The sequence below is a fragment of the Pseudomonas yangonensis genome, assembly GCF_009932725.1.
Taxonomy (GTDB): domain Bacteria; phylum Pseudomonadota; class Gammaproteobacteria; order Pseudomonadales; family Pseudomonadaceae; genus Aquipseudomonas; species Aquipseudomonas yangonensis.
The window spans coordinates 64,169-89,317 of sequence record NZ_BLJU01000018.1; the positions used below are offsets into that span (position 1 = coordinate 64,169).

A 25,149-nucleotide genomic window follows, 5' to 3' on the forward strand; every position below is an offset into this window, starting at 1 on the left:
GGGGCTTTTTAATCGTAGCGATCAGACACCGCTCTTGACCTTGCTCCAGATGCGCGTGCGTACCCGGTCGATCTTCAACGGCATGGCCTCCAGCGTGTACAGCTTGTCCATGACCGCGTCAGGTGGATAGACGGTCGGGTCTGCCTTGAGCGCGGGATCGACCAGGCTGTCGGCCTTGGCGTTGCCATTGGCGTACTTCACATGATTGCTGATGGCAGCCATCACCTCGGGCTGCAGCAGGTAGTTCATGAAGGCATAGGCGCCCTCCTCATTCCCTGCATCAGCCGGCATGGCCACCATGTCGAACCAGATCGGCGCGCCTTCCTTGGGAATCTCGTATTGAATCTTCACCCCGTTGCTCGCTTCTGCGGCGCGGGCGCCAGCCTGCATGATGTCGCCAGAGAAGCCAACCGCCATGCAGATCTCGCCATTGGCCAGGTCACCAACGTATTTGGAAGAGTGGAAATAGCGCACGTTCTTGCGCATCTCCATCAGTAGCGCTTCGGCGCGCCGATAATCCTCGGGGTTCTTGCTATGGTGCGGTAGCCCCAGATGATGCAGGGCAATCGGCAGCATTTCCGGGCCGTTGTCGAGGATCGCCACGCCGCACTGGTTGAGCTTGGCCAGCGTGGCCGGGTCGAACAGCACGTCCCAGCTGTCCATCTTCACGTCATCGCCCAAGACCGCACGTACCTTGTCGACGTTGTAACCGATACCAGTGCTGCCCCACAGGTAAGGGAAGCCGTGTTCGTTGCCCGGATCGTTCACCTCCAGCGCTTTCATCAGCACCGGGTTGAGGTTGTTCCAGTTCGGTAGCTTGCTGCGATCGAGCTTCTTCAGTGCGCCACCCTGGATCTGCCGGGCCATGAAGTGGTTGGAGGGGAACACCACGTCGTAGCCGGAGCGACCGGCCATGAGCTTGGCGTCCAGCGTCTCGTTACTGTCATAGACGTCATAATGGGTGCCCAGGGCGCTGCTCTTTTCGAACTGCTTGAGGGTGTCCGGGGCGATGTAGTCGGTCCAGTTGTAGATACGCACGCTGTCAGCTGCATGGGCGGTGCCGGCCAGGATCAGGCACGGCAGGAGTTTCTTCAGCATGGAATACCTCGTCGATGATCTTGTTGTTGTAGGCAGTCACTGAAAAGGTGCCGGTCAGAAGATCAGCACATAAGTCTTACGCACCGTTTCTTGTATGTCCCAGATGCCGAGGGTGTTGGCCGGCATCATCAACGCGTCGCCAGCGCGGATCTCGATAGCCTCGCCGCCGTCAGGCGTGAAGGTGCAGCGCCCGGCCACGAAGTGAAAGAACTCCTGCTGCACGATCTGTCGGCGCCAGCGCCCCGGGGTGCATTCCCAGACGCCGGTCTCGACGCCATCACTGCGCTCGACACTGGTGGTCGAGGCGACCGCCACCGGCTCGCCCAGCGGGACGGCGACAGGGCTGGACGTATCCAGGGCGATGCCGGGGGTGTCGCGAAAAAGGGTAATGTTCATGAGTACTCCAGATAAAGAACGGCTGGCATTCGCTCAGCCCATCAGGCTTTCCATGCGCGCCGCCACCGCCTGCGCCAGACGCCGTCGCCAGGCTGGGCTGCGCGGGTTGGCGAGTACTTCGTCCTCGTGAACGAAACTGCGGATGATCGCGTTGTAACCGAGCCAGCGGCAGGGTTCGGGCTCCCAGCGAGGCAAACGGGAAATCGGGCTATCATTCAGCACCCAGGGCTGGTGCAGCAGTTCGCTGTCGCGGCCCAGAATCAGATCAGCCAGGGTTCGCCCACCCAGGTTGCTGGCACCGACGCCCTCACCACCGTAGCCGCCAGACAGCGCGATACGGTTGCGCGAGTCACGCAGCATGTGCGGCTGGAAGCGCCGTGCCATGCCCAGATTGCCACCCCAGGAGTGGCTGAAGCGCACGTTGCGCAGTTGCGGGAAGAGCTCACCCATCAGGTAGCGGCGCAGACCGCGTTCGTCCTCAGTCAGGTTGAAGTCGTTACGCAGCCGGCCTCCAAAGCGATAGCCACCACGCGCACCGAAGATAAGACGATCATCGAGGCTGCGCTGGCCGTAGGTGACCTGGCGGCTGAATTCGCTGAACGCCTGCCCACGCTCCAGGCCGATACCGGCCCAAATGTCCGCCGGCAGCGGCTCGGTGGCCACGATCAGGCTCTGCACCGGCAACTGGTGATTGCCCAGCGGTGACAAGGTGGCCGCATAACCCTCGATGGCCGGCACCACCCAATCGGCCGTGACGCGAGCCTGAGCCGTGCGCACCTGGCCTGGCTGCCAGTCGATCACCGGGCTGCGCTCGTAGAGCTCGACGCCCATATCTTCGACGCTACGCGCCAGACCCCGCACCAGCTTGGCAGGCTGAATGGTCGCGCAATGCGGGCTGTACAGCGCGCCATAGGCATTGGCGACACGCAGTTGCGCGACCAGCTCGCTCGGTGACAGCCAGCGGTAATCGTCTTCACCGAGGCCCAGCTCGCGCAAGTGCTCGAGGTAATCGCGCAGGCGCACTTCCTGCTCCGGATAGCGCGCGGCGCAATACAGCACGCCACCCTTGCGCAGGTCGCAATCGATGCCTTCGCGGGCCACCACCTCGGCCACTTCGTCGGGAATAGCGTGCAGCAGGTCGAAGGATGCCTTGCGCGCGGCAGACGGCCGAGCGGCCAGCAGGTGATCCTCACCGAGCAGGTTACCCATCAGCCAGCCGCCGTTACGCCCGGAAGCGCCGAAACCGGCCGTCTCGGCCTCCAAAATCACGACGCGCAGTTGTGGGGCGTACCGTTTGAGGTAATAGGCCGTCCACAGGCCGGTATAGCCGGCGCCGATGATGGCTACGTCTGCCTGAATATCGTGCTGCAGGCTGGGCCGCGCCTGCAGTGGATCATCGAGCTGATCCATCCATAGGCTGATGTTGCGCCAGTTCATCCATGCCTCCGTCATCGGTTGATGACGCAAGGCTAGTAGTGGCGATCAGGTGCTGTCTTGCGTGCGTACCCGCGAGGAAATTTTCTTGAGATAAGCCTTCGGCGATAGCCCGGTGTGGCGCTTGAAACAGCTGTAGAACGCCGACAGGGAATTGAAGCCTGAAGCAAAGGCCAGCTCGTCGATAGGTTTCAGGTCACTGCCGGCCTGCAGGGCGTCGAGCAGGTACTGCAGGCGAGCGCGATTGACGTAGCGATAGAAGCTTTCGCCGAGTACCTGGTTGAGCAGATGGGAAATCTGGTTGCGGCTGTAGCCAGTCGCCGCTGCCACCTGCTGCAGGTCCAGCTCCGGGTCGAGAAATGGCCGGCTGCGCTGGAAGTAATCCTGTAAATCCTGCGCCAGTTGCCCGAGCTGACGCGTCGACAACCCCAGACGACTGATCGCCGGGCGTGAAGTGGCAGTTTCGCCCGCGCCACGGGCCTCATGCACGAGGGTCGCGTATTCGTTGATGCGCCAGATCAGGCCGTCGCGCACGGTGATGGCCTCGCCGGTGCGAAACGACACCAGCCCGTCCCCGCCCAGCAGGCTGGTGCGGTACTGGATGAAGGCCGTATGGCCATCGATGCGAATACGATCGACATGCTCCAGCAGCTCGCCCGGGCGGCGCGGCAGGTTGGCCTCGACGTACTCGCGCAGGTCGGCCAGGCGCATGCAAAGCTGCTGATAGAAATCGTTGTATTCGATGTCCGGGTGGTACAGCGCCAGCACCGCTTCGAGATCACGGTGCTTCCAGCTCAGGTGATAGCGCAGGATGGTTTCACGGGTGCGCTCGGTTTGCGCGGCATCGTCGGCAAAAAGATCGTCAGGCATGGTCGGCGTCGGTGGTCAGCGCCCTGGCAGATTGCCTGATTAGCAGAAGCCAGCCTAGCCCCCTCGTGCTGCCTGGCAGGTTGCGGACTATGCTTGCAGCAGCGAAGGAGAGACCGACATGACAGATCAGGACAAAGATCCCCAGCAGGCCCCACTGACCCTGCGCGAGATGCTACAGAGCGTGCTGGCGGCAGCGCTCGGCGTACAGAGCGGCAAGAACCGCAGCCGTGACTTCAGCCGCGGCAAACCCGGTCATTTCATTCTGCTCGGGATTCTCTTCACTGCCTTGTTCGTGATCGTGCTGCTGGGCGCAGTGAAACTGATCCTGCACCTGGCGACCGGCTGAGTCAGTCCAGCAGTGATGCGATCGAGCAGTCATACCGCTGCAGCTGAGGCTGTGCCACCGCGCTGAACTGGCGAAAGTCCATTTCGATATCCGCCTGACCAAGGCGTCTGAGCAGCCTCTGCGCCTGCTCCCTGTCGATGATGCGCAGCAGCCGCGCCTCCTGATCCTTGCCACCGCGCTCGATGAAATCCAACCCGCGGGCGTGGTCACTGAGCATCACCATAGCGCAGGCGCCCAGAAGGAAATGCCCGCTGGCCAGGACCTCGACCTGTCCGTCTGTTCGCGCTTGCAGCACCCGCGGCGAGTTGTTTAACGCAGCATAGTGCAACGTCCGATTCTGTTCGGAAGCCGCCCGCATGACACCGAACGCCATTGCGTCGTTGGCGGACCAGATCAGGCTCACCTGCGGATGGCGCGGCAGCAAGCTGACGGCCTGCTCATAGGCACGCTGCTCAAGCCATTCGCCATGCACAGCCTGCACCAGACGCACATGCGGCGCCCGGCTCAGCGCGCGCTGCAGGCCGGCCAGGCGCAACATCGAGGATGGCGTCTGCTTGACGCCGGCAAATGCAAGCAACTCGGTTGGCTGCCCGCGGCTGAGTGCAATCAGTTCGCGCCCCATCAGGTAGCCCGCGTCCTCGTCGTTGGGCACCAGACTGCCCAGCCAGTTGCGATGACGTTCCCGGCTACCACCGATCAGGCTCTGCTGCTCATCGGTGAGCGTGCTGTGCAGGGCGAAAAGACGCACCTGACTGCCTTCGAACAAACGCAGCAGTTCAGGCCCCAGGAACTGCTCGTTGGTAAAGATGAGGTAATCCGGATGCTCGCCCTGCAGGACCTGCCGGGCATTGCTCAGCATGCGCACGGGGTCGCGTTCAGCGTAAAGCACGGTCAGTTGCACGCCCAGATCGCCAGCGGCGTCAGCCATATAAAGGGCGTAATCGCTCCAGAACGGCTCGTCGGAATAACCGGGATTGAGAAAAACCACCGACGGCGCACGCGATTGCGCTGTCGCCAGTGCACAGCACAACAGTAACCCCAGGCCCAACACCCACCTGCTCACGACGCCCCTCCCCGGTTGACGGGGCGCAGTATAGGGTGCAAAAAGAAAAAGGCCGACCGCTAATGCGCGCCGGCCTTCACGCTCACTGCCCGCTAACCCAGAAGACCGCAGTCCCCACCGCAATCAGGATCAGGCAGAAGATCGCCCAGGCGTCGATGACGCTGTCGGAATTATCCATATCGGTGTGTTCGCTCATGGCTCCCCCTCTTCTTGTGATTGTGGGTGACGCATACTGCATTTAAGACCAGCCTCGGCACTGGCTCAAACCATCTGGTTATGCTTTAGGACAGTCTTATTCCTTAAAGCTAGGTTTATATATTCAAACATCACTTTTACGCATAAACCTGAGCTGGTATCGTGCCCCGGCTCCTCGGGGAGTGCGCGGCCGTGCGCGCTGATTGGCAGTAAGCAGCCTGAAAACAGGACCCTTCATGTACGTATATGACCAGTACGATCAAAAGATCGTCGAGGATCGCGTCAAGCAGTTCCGCGATCAAACCCGCCGCTACCTCGCCGGAGAGCTGAGCGGCGAGGAATTCCGTCCGCTGCGCCTGCAGAACGGTCTGTATATCCAGCGCTACGCGCCCATGCTGCGCATCGCTGTGCCTTATGGCCTGCTGTCGTCTACTCAGGTGCGCATGCTGGCCAAGATAGCCCGCGACTACGACAAGGGCTATGCCCATATCAGCACCCGCCAGAACGTTCAGTACAACTGGCCGGAGCTGGAAGACGTGCCGGAGATTCTCGCCGAACTGGCCACCGTGCAGATGCACGCCATCCAGACCAGCGGCAACTGCATACGCAACACCACCACCGACCAGTTCGCCGGCGTAGCCAAGGACGAGATCGTCGATCCGCGCCCCTGGTGCGAAATCATCCGTCAGTGGTCGACCTTCCACCCCGAATTCAGCCACCTGCCGCGCAAGTTCAAGATCGCCGTCAACGGCGCCGTCAGCGACCGCGCCGCCATCGAAGTGCATGACATCGGCCTGGAAGCGGTGAAGAACGAGGCTGGCGAGCTGGGCTTTCGCGTGTCCGTCGGCGGCGGCCTGGGCCGTACCCCGATCGTCGGCAGCTTCATCAACGAATTCCTGCCCTGGCAGCACCTGATCAGCTATCTCGACGCCATCCTGCGCGTGTACAACCGCTATGGCCGTCGTGACAACAAGTACAAGGCGCGCATCAAGATTCTGGTCAAGGCACTGACCCCCGAGGTATTCGCCGAGCGCGTGAACGCCGAGTGGGCGCACCTCAAGGATGGCCCGACCACCCTGACCGAGGCCGAGGTCGCTCGCGTCGCCGCGCATTTCGTCGACCCGGCCTACCAGGCCCTGAACGACGAAGACGCCCTGCTCGCTCAGCAGGACGCCGAGCACCCGGGTTTCGCCCGCTGGCGCCAGCGCAATACCTTCGCCCACAAGAAGCCCGGCTACGTCGCCGTGACCCTGTCGCTCAAGCCCACCGGCGTGGCGCCGGGCGACGTCACCGACAAGCAACTCGATGCCATCGCCGACCTGGCCGACCGCTATTCGTTCGGTGAAGTGCGCAACAGCCACAACCAGAACATCATCCTCGCCGACGTCGAGCAGCGTCAGCTGCTGACCCTGTGGGGCGAGCTGCGTGAGCAGGGCTTCGCCACGCCGAATGTGGGCCTTTTGACCGATATCATCTGCTGCCCGGGCGGTGATTTCTGCTCGCTGGCCAACGCCAAGTCGATCCCGGTGGCCGAAGCCATTCAGCGCCGCTTCGACGATCTCGACTATCTGTTCGACATCGGCGATATCGACCTGAACATCTCCGGCTGCATGAACGCCTGCGGTCACCACCACGTCGGTCATATCGGCATCCTCGGCGTGGACAAGAAAGGCCAGGAGTTCTATCAGGTCTCGCTCGGCGGCAGCGCCGGTCGCGAAGCCAGCCTGGCGCAGATTCTCGGCCCGTCCTTCGCCCAGGACGACATGCCGGACGTGATCGACAAGATCATCAAGGTCTACGTCGAGCAACGCACCGAAGAAGAAAGCTTCCTCGATACCTATCGCCGCATCGGTATCGACCCGTTCAAGGAGCGCGTCTATGCAGCGAATCATTAAGAACGGTCAGGTGGTCGACGAAACCTGGCACCTGCTGGCCAAGGACGTGACCCTGGACGTCATTCCCAACTGCGACGACATCATCGTCCCGCTAGCCCTGTGGCGCGAGCATGCCCATGCGCTCAAGGCCCGCGACGGCGGTCTCGGTGTATGGCTGGAAGCCGGTGACGAGGTCGAGGAAATCGCCGAAGACCTCGCGCACTTCCAGGTCATCGCCCTGGAGTTCCCGGCCTTCACCGATGGCCGTCACTCCTCCAGCGCCTACCTGCTGCGCACCCGCTACGGCTACAAAGGCGAAGTCCGCGCCATCGGCGACGTGCTGCGCGATCAGCTGTTCGCCCTGCGCCGCGTCGGCTTCGATGCCTTCGCCCTGCGCGCGGACAAGGACCCGTTTGATGCGCTGAAGGCCTTCGAGGACTACAGCGAGGTCTATCAGGCTTCGGCCGACGAACCGCAACCGCTGTTCCGCCGCCGCGCCTGATCGCCGCTGGCAAATCGACTGAAACGCCCCGACTGGTTCGGGGCGTTTTACTTTGTAGGGACCGCTCAGGCAAATGGGTCGAACCGTACCGCGTTGGTGAAGTCGGACTCTATAAGCCCATCGCTTAGGGAGAATCGCCATGAAACATGACTGGGATCTGATCGAACGCCTGCTGCACGAGGCGCAGAACTCCGCCGGTAAACCCTTCGCCCCGCGTCGCTACGCCGAGGACCTGGCCGAAGAGCATGAAAGTGCCGGCGAACCCGTGGACGATCTCGACCATCTGCGCGCCGAGGCCGCCCGCTACGAGGCCCGCCTGCTGCACAACGGCTTCATCGAGCCGCGCCCGGAGGAAGAAGGCGGCAACGGCGAGAACTTCATCCTTACCGCGCGCGGCGCACAATTGCTGAGCATGCTCGACAGCAGCATCCCCGGCAGCGAGCACCCGCGCGAAGTGCTCGACGAGGCTGGCGAAGCGGCGCTGACGCCCGAGGTGTTCGACCGCCTGGCGCCCAAGGCCAATCTCAGCGAAACCGGCTGACAGGCTGCGCACAAACAAAAACGCCGCGCCCTGTGCAGGGCGCGGCGTTTTGCTGATCCAGCGGCAAGGCATCGAGCCTGGCGGATCAATCCTCGCGGTAGCGACGCAGTTTCAGCGCCTTGCCGGCCACGCGGGTGTCCTTCAGTTTGCCGAGCAGACGGTCCAGGCCGTCTTCCGGCAGCTCGACCAGACTGAAGGTCTCGCGGATCTGGATGCGACCGATGGCTTCGCGCGCCAGGCCGCCCTCGTTGAGGATGGCGCCGAGCAGGTTCTTCGCGGCGATGCCGTCGCGAGTACCCAGCGCGGTACGGCAGCGTACACGACCCTCGGCCAGCGGCAGCGGCGCACGGCGTTCGCGGTATTCACCGCGCTCGCCGCCACGATCACCATCACGCTCGCGACGCTCACGCGGCGCACCACCAACACCCGGCACCAGCGGCTGCTCGCGCTCGACGCTGGCCAGATCCAGCGCCTGACCGTTGGTGGCCTTCTTCAACAGCGCGGCGGCCAGCGCGCGCGGGCTGCAGCCGATGTCGGCGGTCAGGCGGTCGAGCAGATCGCCATGGCTGGCTTCGGCGTCCGCAACCAGCGGCGCCAGGCTGCTGGTCAGCTTCTTGATACGGGCATCGAGCACCTGCTGGGCGTTCGGCAGCTTGACCTCGCCCACCTTCTGCCCGGTGACTCGCTCGATCACCTGCAGCATGCGGCGCTCGCGCGGGGTCACCAGCAGCAGCGCACGGCCATCGCGACCGGCGCGGCCGGTACGGCCGATACGGTGCACGTAGGATTCCGGGTCGTACGGCATGTCGACGTTGAACACGTGGGTGATGCGCGGCACGTCGATACCACGGGCGGCGACGTCGGTGGCGACGACGATGTCCAGACGGCCGTCCTTGAGCGACTCGATCACGCGCTCACGCTGGTTCTGGGCGATATCACCGTTCAGCGCAGCGGCCTTGAAGCCCTTGGCTTCCAGCGCGGAGGCCAGGTCCAGGGTAGCCTGCTTGGTGCGTACGAAGGCGATCAGCGCGTCGAAATCCTCGACTTCCAGCAGACGCAACACGGCGTTGGTCTTCTGGTCGGCGTGGATCATCAGGTGCGCCTGCTCGATGCGCGAGACGGTCTGGGTCTTGGCCGCGATCTTGATGTGCTGCGGCTCGCGCAGGTGCTTCTCGGCGATGGCGCGGATCGAATGCGGCAGGGTTGCGGAGAACAGTACGCTCTGACGGCTTTCCGGCATGGCTTCGAAGATGATCTCCAGATCGTCCATGAAGCCCAGCTTGAGCATCTCGTCGGCTTCGTCGAGTACCAGATGCTGAATGGTGGACAGCACCTTTTCGTCACGACGCAGGTGGTCGACCAGACGGCCCGGAGTGGCGACGATGATCTGCGCGCCCTGGCGGATGGCCTTGAGCTGCGGGCCCATCGGCGCGCCGCCATAGACGGCGACGACGTTCACGCCCGGCATTTGCTTGGAATAGGTTTCGAAGGCGGTGGCCACCTGCAGGGCCAGTTCGCGGGTCGGCGCGAGGATCAGCACCTGCGGCTCGCGCTTGGCCGGGTCGATCTTGCTCAGCAGTGGCAGTGCGAAGGCCGCGGTCTTGCCGGTACCGGTCTGCGCCTGGCCGATCATGTCGTGGCCGGCGAGGATCACCGGAATGGCCTGCGACTGGATCGGGGATGGCTCTTCGTAACCAACGGCGGTCAGAGCGGCGAGAATATTGGGGTGAAGTCCGAGCGCGGCGAAGCCGCCGATTTCCTGGGTCATGGGTCTGCCTCAAGTGCATCCGCAAAGACCCATGTTCCAAAGCTGCGCATGCCGTGCAAGACCTTTTGGGTCACCCTGGCAGCCTGGTCGGCGGGGATTTGCGAAAACGTGATGAAAGTGAATCGTCAAGGATAGTCCGCTGGGGACTGGCTGCCGGAAGTTAATTTCCCGGGCGAGTTGCACTACCTGAACGTGGCCAGTGAATTGGCCGGCGCGCATCATACCGGAAATTCCTGATCAAGGTGCTGTTTTTTGTGGCCTGCCTCTCTAGCGACGACCTTTCACGCCGCTGCAAGCGACGTCAGAACGGCCTCATGTTGCCGGACGCAGCGCCTCGATCAGGCTTTGCAGGGAGTAGCCCAGGCGCGGCGCCAATTCACCCGCGCGCACCTGCAAACGCCCCATGTTCAGGCGCTGGTCGAGGTCTGCCGGAATCAGCAGCACCACGTTGCCCTCCTTCACCGGGCACTCCCAGTAGTGCCGGTGATAGAGCCCACGCAACAGTGCCGCGCCCAGCGGCTTGCCGTCGTTGCCTGCCCATTGGTTGATGATCAGCCACCCGCCCGGGTTGAGCTTCTCGCGGCACCGATCGAGAAAGCGCCAGGCCAGATGCCCGGCGCCGGGCCCCTGATCGGTGTACAGATCGAGAAAGATCAGGTCGGCGGTTTCCGCGCTGTCGAGCAGTTCGGTGGCATCACCAATGCGAATGGTCAGCCGCGGGTCATCGTCGAGCCCGAGAAAATCCATGGCCAGGCGCGGTACATCCGGGCGCAGCTCGATGGCCTCGACATCCTCCAGCGGCAGGAACTTGAGGCAGGCCTGAGTCAGGTTACCGGCGCCCAGACCGAGAAACAGTGCAGTTTCCGGCGCATCGTGGCACAACGCGCCCAGCAGCATGGCGCGGGTGTAGTCGTATTCGAGCCAGCTGGGATCGCCCTGAAAAACGCAGCTCTGCTCGATGGCATCTCCGAACTCGAGGAAGCGGTAGGCACCGATCTGCACCACGCGAATCACCCCGAAGGCATCGCGCACCTCGGCCAGCAGCACCTCGTCCTGCAATTCGTCCTCTGGCGGCAACCCTGGCATCGATACCTCTCCCTCAATGACATCCCACAGCATAGAAGCCGGGCTAAAGAGCCGATTGTCATGGATGCGAACGCCCCGGGTCACGCGTTATTTCCCGCGCCTGCGCTGCCATCCATCTCAATCAGGCTCAGCCCCTGGTGCCTCGCGGTGTCGCGATGGCAAGGGTGCGCTGCGAATGCCCGAGCCATCTTGTCTTTCAGCCATCGCGGCCAGGCATCTAGCAGCGCTTATCGGTTACCATGCGCCCTTCGCCTGATCAATCGCTAGAGCCACAGCATGTCGCACGCCTGGAGTCCCGATAGCTGGAGGGCCAAGCCCATCCAGCAGCAGCCCGAATACCCTGAAGCCGCTCACCTTGCCCGTGTCGAGCAGACCCTGGCCGGCTACCCGCCGCTGGTGTTCGCGGGCGAGGCGCGCGAGCTGCGCCGCCAGTTCGCCGAGGTCACCCAGGGCCGCGCCTTCCTGCTGCAGGGCGGCGACTGCGCCGAGAGCTTCGCCGAGTTTTCCGCCGCGAAAATACGCGACACCTTCAAGGTGCTGCTGCAGATGGCCATCGTCATGACCTTCGCGGCCGGCTGCCCGGTGGTCAAGGTCGGACGCATGGCTGGCCAGTTCGCCAAGCCGCGCTCGTCCGGTAGCGAAACCATCGATGGCGTCACCCTGCCCGCCTACCGCGGCGATATCGTCAACGGCATCGGCTTCGACGCCGCAAGCCGCGTGCCCGATCCGGAGCGCCTGCTGCAGGCCTATCACCAGGCCACCGCCAGCCTCAACCTGCTGCGCGCCTTCGCCCAGGGCGGTTTCGCCGACGTGCACCAGGTGCACCAGTGGAACCTCGACTTCATCGCCAACTCGGCGCTTTCCGAGAAGTATCACCAGCTCGCCAACCGCATCGACGAAACCCTCGCCTTCATGCGCGCAGTCGGTATGGACAGCGCGCCACAGCTGCGCGAAGTCAGCTTCTTCACCGCGCACGAAGCGCTGCTGCTCAACTACGAAGAGGCCTTCGTGCGTCGTGACAGCCTCACCGGCCGCTGGTACGACTGCTCCGCGCATATGCTGTGGATCGGCGACCGCACCCGTCAGCTGGACGGCGCCCACGTCGAGTTCATGCGCGGTATCGAGAACCCCATCGGCGTCAAGGTCGGCCCGAGCATGGACCCGGACGAACTGATCCGCCTGATCGACACCCTCAACCCGGACAACGATCCGGGCCGCCTCAACCTGATCGTGCGCATGGGCGCCGACAAGGTGGAAGCGCACTTCCCGCGCCTGCTGCGCAAGATCAAGGAAGAAGGCCGCCAGGTGCTGTGGAGCTCCGACCCCATGCACGGCAACACCATCAAGGCCAGCAGCGGCCACAAGACCCGCGACTTCGCGCAGATTCTCAGCGAAGTCCGGCAGTTCTTCGCCGTGCACCAGGCCGAAGGCACCTATGCCGGCGGCATCCATATCGAGATGACCGGGCAGAACGTCACCGAATGCATCGGCGGCTCACGCCCGATTACCGAGGACGGTCTGTCCGACCGCTACCACACCCATTGCGACCCGCGCATGAACGCCGACCAGTCGCTGGAGCTGGCGTTCATGATCGCCGAAACGCTCAAACAGGTGCGCCGCTAGGCAACAGGTACGCCGAGCGTTTTCACGCTCGGCGCCAGCCACACCTCATCCAGCCCCAGCCAGTGCGCCAGCGCACGCAGCGAATCGCCCAGCGCCAGGCGCGCCTCCTCGCTCAATACCGCTTCCTCCAGATGCACGGCATGCACCGCCAGGCGCCCGGCGGCGCGCTCGCTGCGCAGGTCGACACGGGCCAGCAGACGCTCGTGATGCAGGAAGGGCAGCACGTAATAGCCGTATACGCGTTTGGCTTGCGGGGTGTAGATCTCCAGGCGGTAGCGGAAGCCGAACAGCCGTTCGGTGCGATCACGCTCCCAGATCAGCGAGTCGAACGGCGACAACAACGCGCTGTGACGGATGCGCCGAGGCAGGCGCGGCTCACCCCGACAGTAGGCCAGCTGCCGCCAGCCCTGCACCGCGACCGGCTGCAACTCGCCCGCCTCCACCAGCTCGGCGATGCGCCGCTTGCTGTCGCCGGCATCGAGCCGGTAGTAGTCACGCAAATCCTTCTCCGTCGCCACACCCAGCGCATCGGCCGAACGCAGCAACAGGCGCCGCTGCGCCTCGTCCTCATCCAGCTCGGCGTGATTGAGCAGCTCGCCAGGGATGACACGCTCCGGCAGATCGTAGAGGCGTTCAAAACCACGACGGCCGGCAACGGTGACTTCGCCTGCCGCGAACAGCCATTCCAGCGCCATCTTTTCCGCGCTCCAGTCCCACCAGGGGCCGGCCTTCTCGGTACGGCTGGAGAGACTGCCGGCACCCAGCGCGCCGCGCTCGCGCACAGCCTGTAGGACGTCGTTGATCACCTCGCGCCGCTCCGCGCCGAAGCGAGCCAGGCCCGGGTAGATGCCCTGGCCAGCGGCGGCCCGGCGCATGCGCCAGCGCAGCAGCGGGTAAAGCTCCAGCGGCAACAGCGAAGCCTCGTGCCCCCAGTACTCGAACAGGCGCCGACGGCGCGCCCGGCCCCAGGCCAGCTCGTCGAGGTGTTCGGCCTGATAATGGCCAAGGCGGGAAAACGCCGGCAGATAATGCGAGCGCACCAGGGCGTTGACCGAATCGATCTGCAGCACGCCGAGACGCTCGATCTGCGCCTGCAAATGCTTATGGGCGACGGCGCCGCGCGGGGTACGGCCAAAACCCTGAGCAGCCAGGGCCAGGCGGCGCGCTTCGGCGAGAGATAGTGAGAGCGTCATGGCGACCCAGCCTATCAGGCCGGCGCCGCGAACGCATGGCGAAAGGTGAAGGCCTGCTGCGTGGCGCCATGCTCGCGCAAGTGCGCCAGACGCTCGGCCGCCTCGACCACGTCCGGACGATGCCCGGCCGGCACCCACCACAATACCTGGTGCGCCTGTTCGACGCGCCCGAACCATTCGCGGCGGCGCTTGAGCATCTCGGTGTGCGCCGATTTGTAGACGTAATCGCTGAGCGACTGCACGTCCTGCCAGAGCGACATGTTCACCAGCACTTCATCACCGAACGGGCGGATCGCCGTGGCGTCGCCCGCCTCGTCCTGCAAACGCCAGACATAGCCGGGCGAGCCTTCGGCCAGTGCATTGATACGCTCCAGATTGGCGACGAAGTCAGCCATCTCCGGTGATTCCAACGGCGCCTTCATCCAGGCGATGTTCAGTTGGGCCAAATGATAAGCGGACAAATTCCAGACTCCTTGCGAGCGAGCTATCAGAATCGTTGCGGCAAACCACGCCAGTCAGCGAAGCGTCGACGCAGCCAGGCCTCACCGCTGACCAGGGTGATGCCTGACAGCACCAGTGCCGCGCCGGCGATGAAGTTCAGCGTCAGCGGCTCGTCCAGCACCAGCACGCCGAAACTGACGCCGAACAGCGGGGTCATGAAGGAAAACACTGCCATGTTCGAGGCCAGGTAACGGCGCAGCAGCCAGAACCAGGTCAGGTAGGTGAAGAACGACACCACTACGCCCTGCAGCAGAATGCTGCCGATGGCGATAGGGCTCCAGCGCAGCTGGCCAAGATCGACCACCGCCAGCGCATAGCCAAGCAGCAGCGCGAAGGCCACCGCCAACTGATAGACAAGGGTCAGCCCCGCGGGCGCCTCCGACAGGCGCGAGCCACGAACTACCACCGTGGTGGCGCCCCATGCCATGCCGGCGCACAGTCCCAGCGCATCGCCGAGCAGCATGCCGGCATCGATTCCGGCCCAGTTGCCGCCAACGCCGAAGGCCATCACCACACCGCCAAAACACAGCGCGATACCCAGCCACTGCAGACGCCGCAGACGCTCGCTGGGCAGCAGCAGATGCAGCCCGAGCGCCGAGAAGATCGGCGCGGTATAGAGAAACACCGCCATATGCGAGGCCGTGGTATGGCGCAGACCCAGCGCGATGAAAAAGAACTCCAGAGCAAACAGCACACCCGCCAGCACGCCGGCCAACCAGGTAGAACCCAGCCATTCACGCCAACCGCCCTGCCAGATCAACAACAGGCCGACCAGTAGCGCTGCGATGCCGGAGCGAAGGGCTACCTGCAGCATGGGCGCGATGTCGTCCGCCGCCAGTTTGATCGCCACCTGCTGGCTGCCCCAGATGGCGCACAGCAGCAGCATCAGTTGGAACAGGAAAAAATCGGCGCCCTTGCGTACCGCGCTCATTCAATAACTCCAGTCATTACTCGTCACTTTTTCAGCGGATCATCCCAAAACGGCCGCTCGGCCTCCTGCAACGCATCGGCTCTGGACAATCCCAGATCCTTGAGCGCCATATCGCTAAGCCGAGCCAACTGCTGCCGCTCACTAGCCAGTTGACGCCAGCGCCGCAGCATACGCCAAACGCCGACCAGTGACGGCAGACGTTCGAAATGGATGGCATGAGCCAGCGCGTAACCTTTTTGACCTTTCATCTGTTCGCCCTCCTTGTGGGGTTGGCGTCAGTGTCTGCTCGCACTTAAGATCAATCCAACGAATGTTTCTTATGCTATCCATCTCGAGGATTGATGAATGGCTTACCACCCCAGTATCGATACCGAACTGCTGCGCAGCTTCGTTGCCATTGCCGACACCGGCGGCTTCACCCGCGCCGCGGAAACGGTCAATCGCACTCAGTCGGCGGTGAGCATGCAGATGAAGCGGCTGGAGGAAGATGTGGTACAGCGGCCGCTGTTCGAGCGCGACGGCCGCCAGGTGCGGCTGACACCCGAAGGCCAGGTGCTGCTGGGTTATGCGCGGCGCATTCTCAAGCTGCACGGCGAAGTGCTCAACACCCTGCGCGAACCGCATATGGTCGGCGCCGTGCGCATCGGCACGCCGGACGACTACGTGATGCGTTTTCTGCCGGAGATTCTCTCGCGCTTCGCCCAGGCCTATCCGCTGGTGCAGGTGGAGGTGCACTGTGAACCCTCCGGCCAGCTGCTGCTGCGCCAGGATCTGGATCTGACCATCGTTACCCGCCAACCCGGCAAGGAGATTGGCCAATTGCTGCGTCAGGAGCGCTTCGCCTGGGCCGTGGCCCAGGGATTCACGCCACACGAGCAGAACCCCATGCCACTGGCCATGTTCAACGCCGACTGTTTCTGCCGCGAGTGGGCCTGCAACGCGCTGGATGCGATGAGCCGCCCCTACCGCATCGCCTATACCAGCCCCAGCCTGTCGGCGATCTTCGCCGTGGTGCGCGCCGGCCTGGCGGTCACCGCACAGCTGCAAAGCCTGATCACGCCGGATCTGCGCATCCTCGGCGAAGCCGAAGGCCTGCCGCTGCTGCCGTTGACCAGCATCGTGCTGCTGCGCAACGAAAGCAGTCAGTCACCCGTTACCGAATGCCTGGCCGATCATATCGTCGAAGGTTTTCGCCTATAGACGACCGCCCGACTCCAGCGCGAGCAGCAGCGCGCAGAACAGCAGGAAGCCGCAGAACAGACTGCGCAGCAGACGCTCCGGCAGCGAATGGGCCAGGCGCACGCCCCAGCTGATGCTGAGCAGGCCACCTACGGCCAGCGGTACGCCCATCCACCAGTTGACGTGATCATGCAGCGCATAGGTGAGCAAGGTCACCCCGGTGCTGGGCAGCGCCAGCGACAGCGACAGCCCCTGCGCCACCACCTGGGTGGTGCCGAACACGCTGGTCAGCACCGGAGTCGCCACCACCGCGCCACCGACACCGAACAGCCCGCCCATGGCACCGGAAACCCCGCCCAGCACGCCGAACCAGCCCCAGTGATGACGCAGCTCGCCGCTGGCTGGCGCCTGAGTCATCAGCATGCGCAGCAGGTTGTAGGCCGCCAGGGCCAAGAGAAAGCCAACGAAGGCCCAGCGCATGGTGCGTGAATCCACCTCCACCGCGTACAGCGAGGCCAGCCAGGCGCAGACGAAGCTGGTAACGCCGAGTAGCAGTGCATAGCGGAGGTCGATGCGATTGCGTTGGTGGTAACGCCAGATCGCCAGCATCACGTTCGGCACCACCATGACCAGTGCGGTGCCTTGCGCCAGTTGCTGATCCAGCCCGAAGACAATGCCCAGTACCGGAATGGCGATCAGCCCGCCACCGATGCCGAACAAACCGCCCAGGGTCCCCAGACCCAGGCCGAGCAATAGATTGAGCAACAGGTCGAACAGATTCATGGCACCTCCAAACTGTGGCGTGCATGTTAAGCAGCCACGGCTAGCGCGGAAACGCATAGCAACGCACAATGGCTTTGCTGATTACGCACAAGCGAACCGCCATGAACCCCGATGCCCTGACCGACCAACTGGAGCTCTTCCTCGACGTGCTGGAAACCGGCAGTTTCTCTGCCGCTGCCCGGCGTCACCCGCTCACGCCTTCGGCGGTGGCGCGGCGCATCGACGCCCTGGAGCGGGCCATGGGCAGCAGCCTGTTCAGCCGCACTACCCACGCCGTGCGGGTGACTCCGGCGGGCCTGGCTTTTGCCGAACGCGCCCGACGCATCCTTGCCGAATTGCACCTGGCCAGGGCCGAGGCGGTGTCACTGAGCAGCGCACCGGAAGGCCTGATTCGCATCGATGTGCCCTCGCCTTTCGGTCGCCGCCATCTGGCGCCAGCGATTGCCGAGTTCCTGCGCGCCAACCCCGGGCTCGACGTGCAGCTGCGCCTGATCGACAGCTTCACCGATCTGCAGGGCGAACATCTGGGCGAAGTGGATATCGTCGTACGCATCGGCCCGCTTCCGGACAGTCGCCTGGTCGCCACGCCACTGGCGTCGATGACCCGCATCGTCTGCGCCAGCCCCGACTACCTGCGCCGTCGCGGCATCCCGCGCAGCCCGCTGGAGCTGGAGCAACACGACGGCCTGGACTGGGACAGCCTCGCCCCGCCCTACGCCTGGCGCTTCGAGGTCGACGGCAAGCTGCAACTGTGCAAGCCCAAACGCCTGCGCCAGACCAGCAACAACGCCGAAACCCTGCTGTTCAGCGCCCTAGCCGGCCTGGGCGTCGCGCACCTGCCCACCTGGATGAGCAGCGAGCACCTGCAGCGCGGCGAGCTGATCCCGCTGTTCTGCGAGCAGGGCCTGCCGGCCGCTGAGCCGGTGAGCATCTACGCCCTGCGCCTGGAGCGCGAAGCCAGCCCGCGCACGCGCCTGCTGCTGAGTTTTCTCAAGCAGCGCTTCGGCTTCCCGCCACCCTGGGATCAGGCGCTACAGGCCAGCCTCGCTGCTCCACAGCAATAAGGCTTGCGCGGGAGCGGCTTCAGCCACGATAGCGCTCTGAAAATCAGGCACAAAAAACCCGGCGCCTAGGCCGGGTTCTTCGTAGCGTTCAACCTCAGGCCGGAGCCTGGGTGCGGCCCTTGTAGGAACCGTCACGGGTATCGATCTCGATCCAGTCGTCGATGTCGACGAACTCGGCAACCTTGATCTCGGTACCGTTGCGCAGCTTGGCAGGCTTCATCACCTTGCCGGAAGTGTCGCCACGGGCAGCGTTCTCGGTGTAGACAACCTGACGCACGATGGTGGTCGGCAGGTCGACGGAGATCACCTTGCCTTCGAAGAACACGGCTTCGCAGACGTCGGTCATGCCTTCTTCGATGAACGGCAGAACGCTTTCCAGATCTTCGGCACGCAGCTCGTAGGAGTTGTACTCCGGATCCATGAACACGTAGTCCTCACCGCTGATGTAGGACAGGTTCACTTCCTTGCGCTCGAGAATCACCGGCTCCATCTTGTCGTCGGCTTTGTAGACGGTCTCGGTCTTGGAACCGTTGAGCAGGTTCTTCAGCTTCATCTTGACGATGGCGCTGTTACGACCGGACTTGGTGAACTCGGCCTTCTGGATCAGCCACGGCTGGCCATCGATCAGGGCCACGCTGTTGACTCTCATTTCTTGTGCAGTTTTCATGCGGATATCCGAAATATGCGGGAGGTACAGAAATCTAGGCCGCGTATGATAGCCAATTTAGGTAAAACTGTTCCAGCGCTGTGGCAAGGTCCGGCCGAGCGGCCTGCGAATCGCACCAGCGCTCGGCATGTTGTTGCAGTACCGGCCACGTGCGTAGAAGCTCGGGCCAGGCCTGTTCCATCCCCTCGCCGGCGTTCCATGCGCGCCACCATGCGGCATGCGCAGCGGCAACGTGCGATGGCAACTCGGCGCCATAGAGCGCCAGGAAAGCCTCCAGCTTGTTCCAGTGCGCCCCTTCCTCCTGCGGGTAGATGTGCCAGAGCAGCGGTCGCCCGGCCCACTGCGCGCGGATAAAGGAATCCTCGCCGCGCACCGCATTGAGGTCGCAGCACCAGAGCAGACGGTCGTAATCGTCCTGCGCCAGAAAAGGCAGCACATGAATCTGCAGATCGCCGCGCCGGCGCTGATCACCCGGCGCCAGCTGCGCGTCACCGAGCCAGGCCTGCAGATCGGCGAGAATCTTGCCTTGCGGCACCAGCAGCTGAGTCGCTTGCGCGCCAGCTGCCAGCGCATCGAGCCAGCCCGCCAGCCCGGCATTCTCGTAAGCGAACAGCGAGATCAAGCGCGTATCGGCTGCACGCACCACGCCAAGCGATTGTAAAAATGCCTGCTGCGCCGAGGCATCGGCCTGAAAGGCGCGCCGCCGCGCCAGCAGCTCGGCCTCACGCAGCAAGCCCCCCGTGCCCGCCACGAACCCGGGAAAGAAGAAGAACTTCTGCAAGCCGTCTGGCTGCGGCGATGGCAGGCCATGGCAGCCCGCGATCCAGTCTTCGGCGCTGAGGTATTCCAAGTTCAGCCACAGACGTCTGGCGTCGTCAGTCATCGCCTGTATATAGGAAGGCGGCAACTGACAGGCAAAAGCCTCGATCACCACCTCCGCCGGCTCCACCGCGGGGAACGGCTCGCGCCAGTGAAGCACCTCGACACCTGAGTGGCGCTGCCACTCGGTGCTGGCACTTGCTGCGGGGCACAGGCGCACGAACGCATCCAGCTCATCGACCCAAAGGCGCACCGCATGCCCCTGCTCAGCCGCCAATTGCCGTGCCAGCCGCCAGGTCACGCCAATATCACCGTAGTTGTCCACCACGCTGCAGAAAATGTCCCACCTGACCACACGGCGCCCCTCAAAAAAATGATCGCCATTCTACCCGGCAGACAAGAAAAAGCCCGCCAGAGGCGGGCCAAGGGGAGCGCTGGAGCAAGCGCGGGGGAAAGCGAAGAATCAGGCGACCAGCGATTCGCCCTCGCGGCGAACGCCGCTGCTGAGTAGCCAGACAGCCTGGCAAGCCAGCGCGGCCTCGCGGGAAGCGAACGGACCGGCCTTAGGCTGGCCATCGACCATCAGCAGCCAGCAGGCCATATGACCATCGGATCGCAGCTCGGCTGGCACGGCACTACCAACAAGGGAAACCACATCGATACGGGACATAGCGACCTCCAATCCAACTCAATCTCTGTTGGAATTCACTTTAGGCTGCAGCCTCGCCAGGCAGAAATCAGTGCTTTCGATAGTGACCATGGATATTGCCAATGAATAGCCGGATAGACTGAAGCCGGCCAGACACAAGCTCAGGCGAGCCATGACGCAAGCGACACGACGTGCCGACAGTGGCCAGCAGAAAGGCAGCAAACAAAAGCCCCGAGGACCTTTCAGCTCTCGGGGCTTGATGTATTGCGAAAGTGGCGGTGAAGAAGAGATTTGAACCCGTTTCAGTAGCGTGTCAGTCCGTGCCAAACCCGCTCATTACGGGTCTTGGACTCCCCTGACATACTCGATTCGTCGCTATTCGGCTCTAGATTTCGGCATCAACCTGCACGTAGCTCGTTGATCAACTCCGGGTGCCGGCCCAGAATCTTGAACAACTGCACCAGCGGTTGCGGTGCTTCCGTGCTGCCTCGCTCGTAGCGAGAAAACGCATTCGGCCCACCGCCGAACAGCTCTGCCGCTTCGCGCTGGCTCAACCGTAACTGCTTACGCACACTGCGAATCAGCTCCTGATTGCCATCTTGGGCGTTCACCTGCTGGCGAAACTCGGTCATGGCACGCATAACGCGCTCACTCTCAGTCGGCCCAGTCAGGGACTCGCCGCAGGCATCGCACCAGTCAGCCGTTACTGCAGTAATTTGGGTGGTCTGCCCCTTGTAGGTGAAGGGCATATCGCGGGTGTCGTGAAGCAGTTCCGCCCCGCCGCATACTGGACATTTCATGGTCACTTCTCCTTAAAGGAAACGATCAGCAGATCGGCCACCAGCGTGAACTTCAGGTAGACCTGCCCGAATTCGGTATCAGGTCGGTAAACGTCCTGCCAGGTAGTATGATCCGCATAGGTTGTCATGCTCTTGAAAAAGTCGCGGATGCTCAGGGCACTGATGACGGCCAGCATGTCGGCCATCTCCATACCCAGCTCAGCGCCCCCTTCCAGGGCTACGCGGGTGAAGCGATAACGCTGCTCGGCTACGGCCTGCTTCACCAGCTCAAGCTTGAAATGGGGTTTGCGCTTTTCCATGCCGCACAAAATAACCTTTTAGGTTAATTTCTTCAAGGTAGCAGGCCATGCCAGACGATAGCCGTACACGATTGCGCAACGAACTGCTTGCCGGTGCCGCCTCCAAACCTGCAAAACCAGCTGATCGCCAATACTTTGCTCACCTCCGCAGTCGCATTGAAACGTACCAACTGCAGCCTAAGGCTGTTTCCGAACGGTGAAGCACGCCTCGCGTTTCCTCCAAGTGCCATCAAAGCCTAGATTTTCTGGCATCATCTTGACATCATTGCCCGCATCTCTCACGAGACTTAGCTAAATAACGCCTAACTTGCATCAATAGAAAACTGGAGATTTAATTGAAAATCAAGGGAATTGTTTCCGCACTGTCTCTCTTTACAGTAATCGCAGGCTGCTCTAGCGAGCCATCCCAGCATTATGTTTATCATCAAAACCTTCTGGGTCCGTGGGACTGTAACTACAACTTTAAAGAAGACGACTTTGCAGCAAGCATCAGCTCGACTGACACCTATATTCGCAACGGCGCTTCCCACTCCTTCGGCATCATGAAAATTCGCTACGTAAGCGATACGCCGGAAGTCGAATACTCCTTAGCAGGTACTGCCACTTGGGAAATTCAAGGCAAGTACTTAATTCAGACCATGACAGATATAAAGATCGTCAATGTCTCCCACCCGGAAGTTGACGAAATTTTCAATTTGCAGGAAATGTTTCCAACAAATGTCAGTGAATCGTCTGAGATTCTTAAACTGACAGCTACTGAACTTGTACTAGATAGCGAGTCTGGTTCAGGTCTTTACACTTGCTCTAAAGCCAACAAGCCGAAAGCCTAACTACTCACAACAGTTAAAGCCCTTCTTTGCGTCGGGCTTTTCCACTCAATCCCAACAACCCAAGTCACTACCTTCCTTTCAATTAAGAGGGACATAGAACTTATTATTGGCTACGCACCCGCCTTCAGGTGGATTCAGTTTCTTGTCTTCGGACATTTCTTTTACTGCAGCAATCACTCCTGCCGTTGCATCAAACCGACTGAGCGGCCCCGGTACAAAATACTGACCACCTGCAGTCCGACAGAAGCTTATGACATAAGGTTCTTGCTTCAGCTCCATCGGCTTCGACTTCAGGGCAATGGTTATAAGATCGAAATTATCAGGCACCTGCCCATCAATCGCTTGAACCAATTCCACGGTCAATCGATACGGCTTGAAAACATAGCGATCCATCGATCCTTCACTTACAGGTCTATAATCAGTCACTTCCACGCTTGAAACGTCTTTGACTACCGCCGTGTACTCTGAGCCGTAAACAGCCATCGAAATCACGCCATACATATCATCTGAAATTTCATCAGCCATAAACACCCCACCCCATACCAGCATCAATACTGAAGAGAAAATCTTAATAGCGTTCAATTCTGCTACCCCATCGGATTAAAACTGCTCGCCGCAGAGCAATAGCGCGTTTTCATGCGATCACTATTCATCTTGCGGTCACTGTCATAGCGGGTACGCCAGGTTCTGCACTGTTCGTGAAAGTGCTGCTTGGCGGCCTTGCGGCATTCTCTGTAGTCGATTGATCCGCGCCGGTGGTTGGCGCAGACGCTGGTGCTGTCGATGTAGTTATTCACCGATAGCCATTCCGCCAGGTAGTTGCTGCCGCCGTTCCAGCTCTTGATCCACTTGGAAGTACGCTCGCGGCTCACCTGCTTGGTTTGGCGCTGCTGCGTTTGCTGAGGGGCCTGGGCTATGCGGTGGGTGGCGGGCGGCGTGTAGGTGCTGGCCGGCTGCTTGGGTGTGTAGTTCTTGTCACTGAACACATTCTGCGAGCTGGCAATCGCCCTCGCCTTTTCTTCCTCTGTCCATTCCATCGAGGCGTATGGCTGGGGCTGGCTTACCGGCTCGTATGCAGGCGTTCTACCGACCGTAAAGCTAGGCAAGCGCCGCATGGTCAACAGCGCCCTGCTCGGCACCTGGCTGCTGGAGCTGACTGCGCGCCCGCATTGGGATATTCAGGCGGCAGCGCCAGAAGCCTCGATATATATGAGGCAACGTTCACTAGCCCCCGTCGGGAAGCTGCGTATACGCACCCTGTGTACGCATGGCGTTTAAAAGTGATGGCCCAGAAAAGCAAAAACCCCTGCAGGTTTCCCTGCAGGGGTTTTGCGAAAGTGGCGGTGAAGAAGAGATTCGAACTCTTGATACGGTTTCCCGTATACACACTTTCCAGGCGTGCTCCTTCAACCACTCGGACACTTCACCGGATCTCGACGTTTTGGCGTTTACCCCGTCGAGGCGCGCTAATGTAGTCGAATGTTTTCCCAATGGCAAATTTTTTTTAAAGGATTCATGCGCTTAAGAGCGAAGCGGGTTTTCGTCATGCTCCTCGCCGGGTGGCTCGTCGAAGCGCATGTGACCGAACAGCAGGAAACCCAGGGACATGAACAGTCCCACGCCGAAGAGCAGCAGCACACCCGTGGGGCTACGCAGGTAGAGCGTTTCGCTGAGCGCGACGGACGCCAGCAGCAGGCCGATGACGGCGACCGTATAAAGGATGGAGTACAGAGTATTCATAGGCAGCTCCTTCGGTTCGCTGCCACCTTAATGGTCAGGCGGCGGCGCTCGCCAATTACCAACAGCCATCGCCACGATAGGCAAAAACACTGACCCGCCAGTCAGTCACGGCGCTTTACCAGAGCGTTTGGGCTGAGTACCTTCTGCCGACATTCAGCCCCGCGGCTCCAACAAGGAAAACTGCCATGAGCGACCTGATCAGCTATCAACTCGAAGACGGCATCGCCACCCTCACCCTGAGCAATGGCAAGGTCAACGCCATCTCACCTGACGTGATCGCTGCCTTCAATGCTGCGCTCGACCGCGCCGAGCAGGATCGCGCCATCGTCATCATCACTGGCCAGCCGGGCATTCTTTCGGGTGGCTACGACCTGAAGGTGATGACCTCCGGCCCGCAGAATGCAATCAACCTGGTAGCCGCAGGTTCCACCCTGGCGCGGCGCATGCTCGCCCACCCCTTTCCGATCATCGTGGCCTGCCCGGGCCATGCCGTGGCCAAAGGGGCCTTCATCCTGCTGTCCGCCGATTACCGTATCGGCATCGAAGGTCCGTTCAGCATTGGTCTGAACGAAGTGCAGATCGGCATGACCATGCACCATGTCGGTATCGAACTGGCCCGCGACCGTCTGCGTAAGTCGGCCTTCCACCGCTCTGTGATCAATGGCGAGATGTTCGACCCGGCTGGTGCCGTGGATGCCGGCTTCCTCGACAAGATCGTGCCGGCCGAGCAACTGCTGGCCACCGCGCAGGCGGCAGCGCAGCAGATGAAGAAAATCAATATGACGGCGCACAAGAACACCAAGCTGAAAGTGCGCAAGGCTCTGCTGGAAACCCTAGATGCGGCCATCGAGATGGACAAGCAGCACCTGATGTAAACAGGCGACACGCCGCGCATATG

29 protein-coding genes, 1 tRNA gene and 1 pseudogene are annotated in these 25,149 nt (G+C 62.0%); 10 read left to right on the plus strand and 21 right to left on the minus strand.

Features of this window, described 5'->3' with window-relative positions:
* Window positions 1-21: 21 nt before the first annotated feature.
* The 4 genes from GYB81_RS17615 to GYB81_RS17630 are packed head-to-tail and all read right to left on the minus strand — an operon-like array spanning window position 22 to window position 3,798.
* On the minus strand, window positions 22-1,098 hold the full coding sequence (locus GYB81_RS17615; RefSeq protein WP_161867093.1) for a polyamine ABC transporter substrate-binding protein: 1,077 nt from the start codon (window positions 1,096-1,098) through the stop codon (window positions 22-24).
* Window positions 1,099-1,152: 54 nt separating this feature from the next.
* Window positions 1,153-1,494, minus strand: a complete 342-nt coding sequence (locus GYB81_RS17620) for a cupin domain-containing protein (protein ID WP_161897912.1) — start codon at window positions 1,492-1,494, stop codon at window positions 1,153-1,155.
* Between the two features lie 33 nt (window positions 1,495-1,527).
* Window positions 1,528-2,931 (minus strand): NAD(P)/FAD-dependent oxidoreductase, encoded by a 1,404-nt coding sequence (locus tag GYB81_RS17625; RefSeq protein ID WP_161867091.1) that lies wholly within the window; start codon window positions 2,929-2,931, stop codon window positions 1,528-1,530.
* A gap of 45 nt (window positions 2,932-2,976) precedes the next feature.
* Window positions 2,977-3,798, minus strand: a complete 822-nt coding sequence (locus GYB81_RS17630) for an AraC family transcriptional regulator (RefSeq protein WP_161867090.1) — start codon at window positions 3,796-3,798, stop codon at window positions 2,977-2,979.
* Between the two features lie 118 nt (window positions 3,799-3,916).
* Here GYB81_RS17630 and GYB81_RS17635 point away from each other — a divergent pair, with 118 nt between their 5' ends.
* Window positions 3,917-4,144, plus strand: coding sequence for a DUF2970 domain-containing protein (locus GYB81_RS17635; RefSeq protein WP_161867089.1), 228 nt, complete (start codon window positions 3,917-3,919; stop codon window positions 4,142-4,144).
* Window position 4,145: 1 nt separating this feature from the next.
* Here GYB81_RS17635 and GYB81_RS17640 read toward each other — a convergent pair whose 3' ends face one another.
* Entirely contained in the window at window positions 4,146-5,174 is a 1,029-nt protein-coding gene (locus tag GYB81_RS17640) for an ABC transporter substrate-binding protein (RefSeq protein ID WP_161867143.1), read from the minus strand.
* 464 nt (window positions 5,175-5,638) lie between these two features.
* Here GYB81_RS17640 and GYB81_RS17645 point away from each other — a divergent pair, with 464 nt between their 5' ends.
* The 3 genes from GYB81_RS17645 to GYB81_RS17655 all read left to right on the plus strand — a co-directional run bounded on the left by GYB81_RS17645 (window position 5,639) and on the right by GYB81_RS17655 (window position 8,319).
* Window positions 5,639-7,297: a nitrite/sulfite reductase gene (locus GYB81_RS17645; protein ID WP_161867088.1), complete on the plus strand. Its 1,659-nt coding sequence runs from the start codon at window positions 5,639-5,641 to the stop codon at window positions 7,295-7,297.
* Entirely contained in the window at window positions 7,281-7,778 is a 498-nt protein-coding gene (locus GYB81_RS17650) for a DUF934 domain-containing protein (protein WP_161867087.1), read from the plus strand. The genes GYB81_RS17645 and GYB81_RS17650 overlap by 17 nt, the downstream gene beginning before the upstream one ends.
* 139 nt (window positions 7,779-7,917) lie before the next feature.
* Window positions 7,918-8,319 carry a transcriptional regulator gene (locus GYB81_RS17655; RefSeq protein WP_161867086.1) on the plus strand — a complete coding sequence of 134 codons (402 nt, stop codon included), beginning with the start codon at window positions 7,918-7,920 and terminating at the stop codon, window positions 8,317-8,319.
* An 85-nt stretch (window positions 8,320-8,404) separates the two neighbouring features.
* Here GYB81_RS17655 and GYB81_RS17660 read toward each other — a convergent pair whose 3' ends face one another.
* A complete protein-coding gene (locus GYB81_RS17660; protein ID WP_161867085.1) occupies window positions 8,405-10,087 on the minus strand; it encodes a DEAD/DEAH box helicase in 1,683 nt (560 codons plus the stop codon).
* 312 nt (window positions 10,088-10,399) lie between these two features.
* Complete coding sequence (locus GYB81_RS17665; protein ID WP_161867084.1) at window positions 10,400-11,173, minus strand: spermidine synthase; 774 nt, start codon at window positions 11,171-11,173, stop codon at window positions 10,400-10,402.
* A 276-nt stretch (window positions 11,174-11,449) separates the two neighbouring features.
* Between GYB81_RS17665 and GYB81_RS17670 the strand changes: the two genes are divergently transcribed.
* The gene (locus tag GYB81_RS17670; protein WP_161897913.1) at window positions 11,450-12,796 is read left to right on the plus strand and encodes a class II 3-deoxy-7-phosphoheptulonate synthase; all 1,347 of its coding nucleotides are present in this window, start codon (window positions 11,450-11,452) and stop codon (window positions 12,794-12,796) included.
* Here GYB81_RS17670 and GYB81_RS17675 read toward each other — a convergent pair.
* Genes GYB81_RS17675 through GYB81_RS17690 form a run of 4 tightly spaced genes read right to left on the minus strand, consistent with a single transcriptional unit; the run spans window position 12,793 to window position 15,669 of the window.
* Window positions 12,793-13,989: a winged helix-turn-helix domain-containing protein gene (locus tag GYB81_RS17675; RefSeq protein ID WP_161867082.1), complete on the minus strand. Its 1,197-nt coding sequence runs from the start codon at window positions 13,987-13,989 to the stop codon at window positions 12,793-12,795. The two genes, GYB81_RS17670 and GYB81_RS17675, sit on opposite strands and share 4 nt — an antisense overlap.
* 14 nt (window positions 13,990-14,003) lie before the next feature.
* Window positions 14,004-14,450: a DUF3291 domain-containing protein gene (locus GYB81_RS17680; protein ID WP_161867081.1), complete on the minus strand. Its 447-nt coding sequence runs from the start codon at window positions 14,448-14,450 to the stop codon at window positions 14,004-14,006.
* Between the two features lie 26 nt (window positions 14,451-14,476).
* A complete protein-coding gene (locus tag GYB81_RS17685) occupies window positions 14,477-15,421 on the minus strand; it encodes a DMT family transporter (protein WP_161867080.1) in 945 nt (314 codons plus the stop codon).
* A gap of 23 nt (window positions 15,422-15,444) precedes the next feature.
* Window positions 15,445-15,669, minus strand: coding sequence for a DUF1127 domain-containing protein (locus GYB81_RS17690; RefSeq protein ID WP_161867079.1), 225 nt, complete (start codon window positions 15,667-15,669; stop codon window positions 15,445-15,447).
* A gap of 97 nt (window positions 15,670-15,766) precedes the next feature.
* Here GYB81_RS17690 and GYB81_RS17695 point away from each other — a divergent pair, with 97 nt between their 5' ends.
* Window positions 15,767-16,621, plus strand: coding sequence for a LysR family transcriptional regulator (locus GYB81_RS17695; RefSeq protein WP_161867078.1), 855 nt, complete (start codon window positions 15,767-15,769; stop codon window positions 16,619-16,621).
* On the opposite strand, the gene GYB81_RS17700 is transcribed toward GYB81_RS17695, so the two are convergent.
* Window positions 16,616-17,383, minus strand: coding sequence for a sulfite exporter TauE/SafE family protein (locus GYB81_RS17700; RefSeq protein WP_161867077.1), 768 nt, complete (start codon window positions 17,381-17,383; stop codon window positions 16,616-16,618). The two genes, GYB81_RS17695 and GYB81_RS17700, sit on opposite strands and share 6 nt — an antisense overlap.
* Window positions 17,384-17,484: 101 nt before the next feature.
* Here GYB81_RS17700 and GYB81_RS17705 point away from each other — a divergent pair, with 101 nt between their 5' ends.
* On the plus strand, window positions 17,485-18,447 hold the full coding sequence (locus GYB81_RS17705) for a LysR family transcriptional regulator (RefSeq protein WP_161867076.1): 963 nt from the start codon (window positions 17,485-17,487) through the stop codon (window positions 18,445-18,447).
* A 94-nt stretch (window positions 18,448-18,541) separates the two neighbouring features.
* Here the strand turns inward: GYB81_RS17705 and efp are convergent, their stop codons facing one another.
* The 5 genes from efp to GYB81_RS17730 form a co-directional block, all read right to left on the minus strand.
* Entirely contained in the window at window positions 18,542-19,114 is a 573-nt protein-coding gene (gene efp / locus GYB81_RS17710; protein WP_003240094.1) for an elongation factor P, read from the minus strand.
* A gap of 34 nt (window positions 19,115-19,148) precedes the next feature.
* Complete coding sequence (gene earP / locus GYB81_RS17715; protein WP_161867075.1) at window positions 19,149-20,288, minus strand: elongation factor P maturation arginine rhamnosyltransferase EarP; 1,140 nt, start codon at window positions 20,286-20,288, stop codon at window positions 19,149-19,151.
* Window positions 20,289-20,396: 108 nt separating this feature from the next.
* Window positions 20,397-20,603 carry a hypothetical protein gene (locus tag GYB81_RS17720; protein ID WP_161867074.1) on the minus strand — a complete coding sequence of 69 codons (207 nt, stop codon included), beginning with the start codon at window positions 20,601-20,603 and terminating at the stop codon, window positions 20,397-20,399.
* Between the two features lie 377 nt (window positions 20,604-20,980).
* On the minus strand, window positions 20,981-21,382 hold the full coding sequence (locus tag GYB81_RS17725; RefSeq protein WP_161867073.1) for a type II TA system antitoxin MqsA family protein: 402 nt from the start codon (window positions 21,380-21,382) through the stop codon (window positions 20,981-20,983).
* A gap of 2 nt (window positions 21,383-21,384) precedes the next feature.
* Window positions 21,385-21,681 carry a type II toxin-antitoxin system MqsR family toxin gene (locus GYB81_RS17730; protein ID WP_161867072.1) on the minus strand — a complete coding sequence of 99 codons (297 nt, stop codon included), beginning with the start codon at window positions 21,679-21,681 and terminating at the stop codon, window positions 21,385-21,387.
* 335 nt (window positions 21,682-22,016) lie between these two features.
* Between GYB81_RS17730 and GYB81_RS17735 the strand changes: the two genes are divergently transcribed.
* Window positions 22,017-22,511 carry a hypothetical protein gene (locus GYB81_RS17735; RefSeq protein ID WP_161867071.1) on the plus strand — a complete coding sequence of 165 codons (495 nt, stop codon included), beginning with the start codon at window positions 22,017-22,019 and terminating at the stop codon, window positions 22,509-22,511.
* Between the two features lie 78 nt (window positions 22,512-22,589).
* On the opposite strand, the gene GYB81_RS17740 is transcribed toward GYB81_RS17735, so the two are convergent.
* Both GYB81_RS17740 and GYB81_RS17745 read right to left on the minus strand, forming a co-directional pair.
* A complete protein-coding gene (locus GYB81_RS17740) occupies window positions 22,590-23,093 on the minus strand; it encodes a hypothetical protein (RefSeq protein ID WP_161867070.1) in 504 nt (167 codons plus the stop codon).
* A 5-nt stretch (window positions 23,094-23,098) separates the two neighbouring features.
* The gene (locus GYB81_RS17745; protein ID WP_438810718.1) at window positions 23,099-23,497 is read right to left on the minus strand and encodes a hypothetical protein; all 399 of its coding nucleotides are present in this window, start codon (window positions 23,495-23,497) and stop codon (window positions 23,099-23,101) included.
* 85 nt (window positions 23,498-23,582) lie between these two features.
* Here GYB81_RS17745 and GYB81_RS24770 point away from each other — a divergent pair.
* Window positions 23,583-23,663, plus strand: a pseudogene (locus GYB81_RS24770) (DNA-binding protein); the annotation flags it as partial.
* A gap of 186 nt (window positions 23,664-23,849) precedes the next feature.
* Here the strand turns inward: GYB81_RS24770 and GYB81_RS17750 are convergent.
* Window positions 23,850-23,939: transfer RNA gene (locus GYB81_RS17750), tRNA-Ser, on the minus strand.
* 93 nt (window positions 23,940-24,032) lie between these two features.
* On the minus strand, window positions 24,033-24,251 hold the full coding sequence (locus GYB81_RS17755) for a hypothetical protein (protein ID WP_161867069.1): 219 nt from the start codon (window positions 24,249-24,251) through the stop codon (window positions 24,033-24,035).
* A gap of 185 nt (window positions 24,252-24,436) precedes the next feature.
* On the opposite strand from GYB81_RS17755, the gene GYB81_RS17760 reads away from it, so the two are divergent.
* On the plus strand, window positions 24,437-25,126 hold the full coding sequence (locus GYB81_RS17760; protein WP_161867068.1) for a crotonase/enoyl-CoA hydratase family protein: 690 nt from the start codon (window positions 24,437-24,439) through the stop codon (window positions 25,124-25,126).
* The last annotated feature ends 23 nt before the right edge of the window (window positions 25,127-25,149 follow it).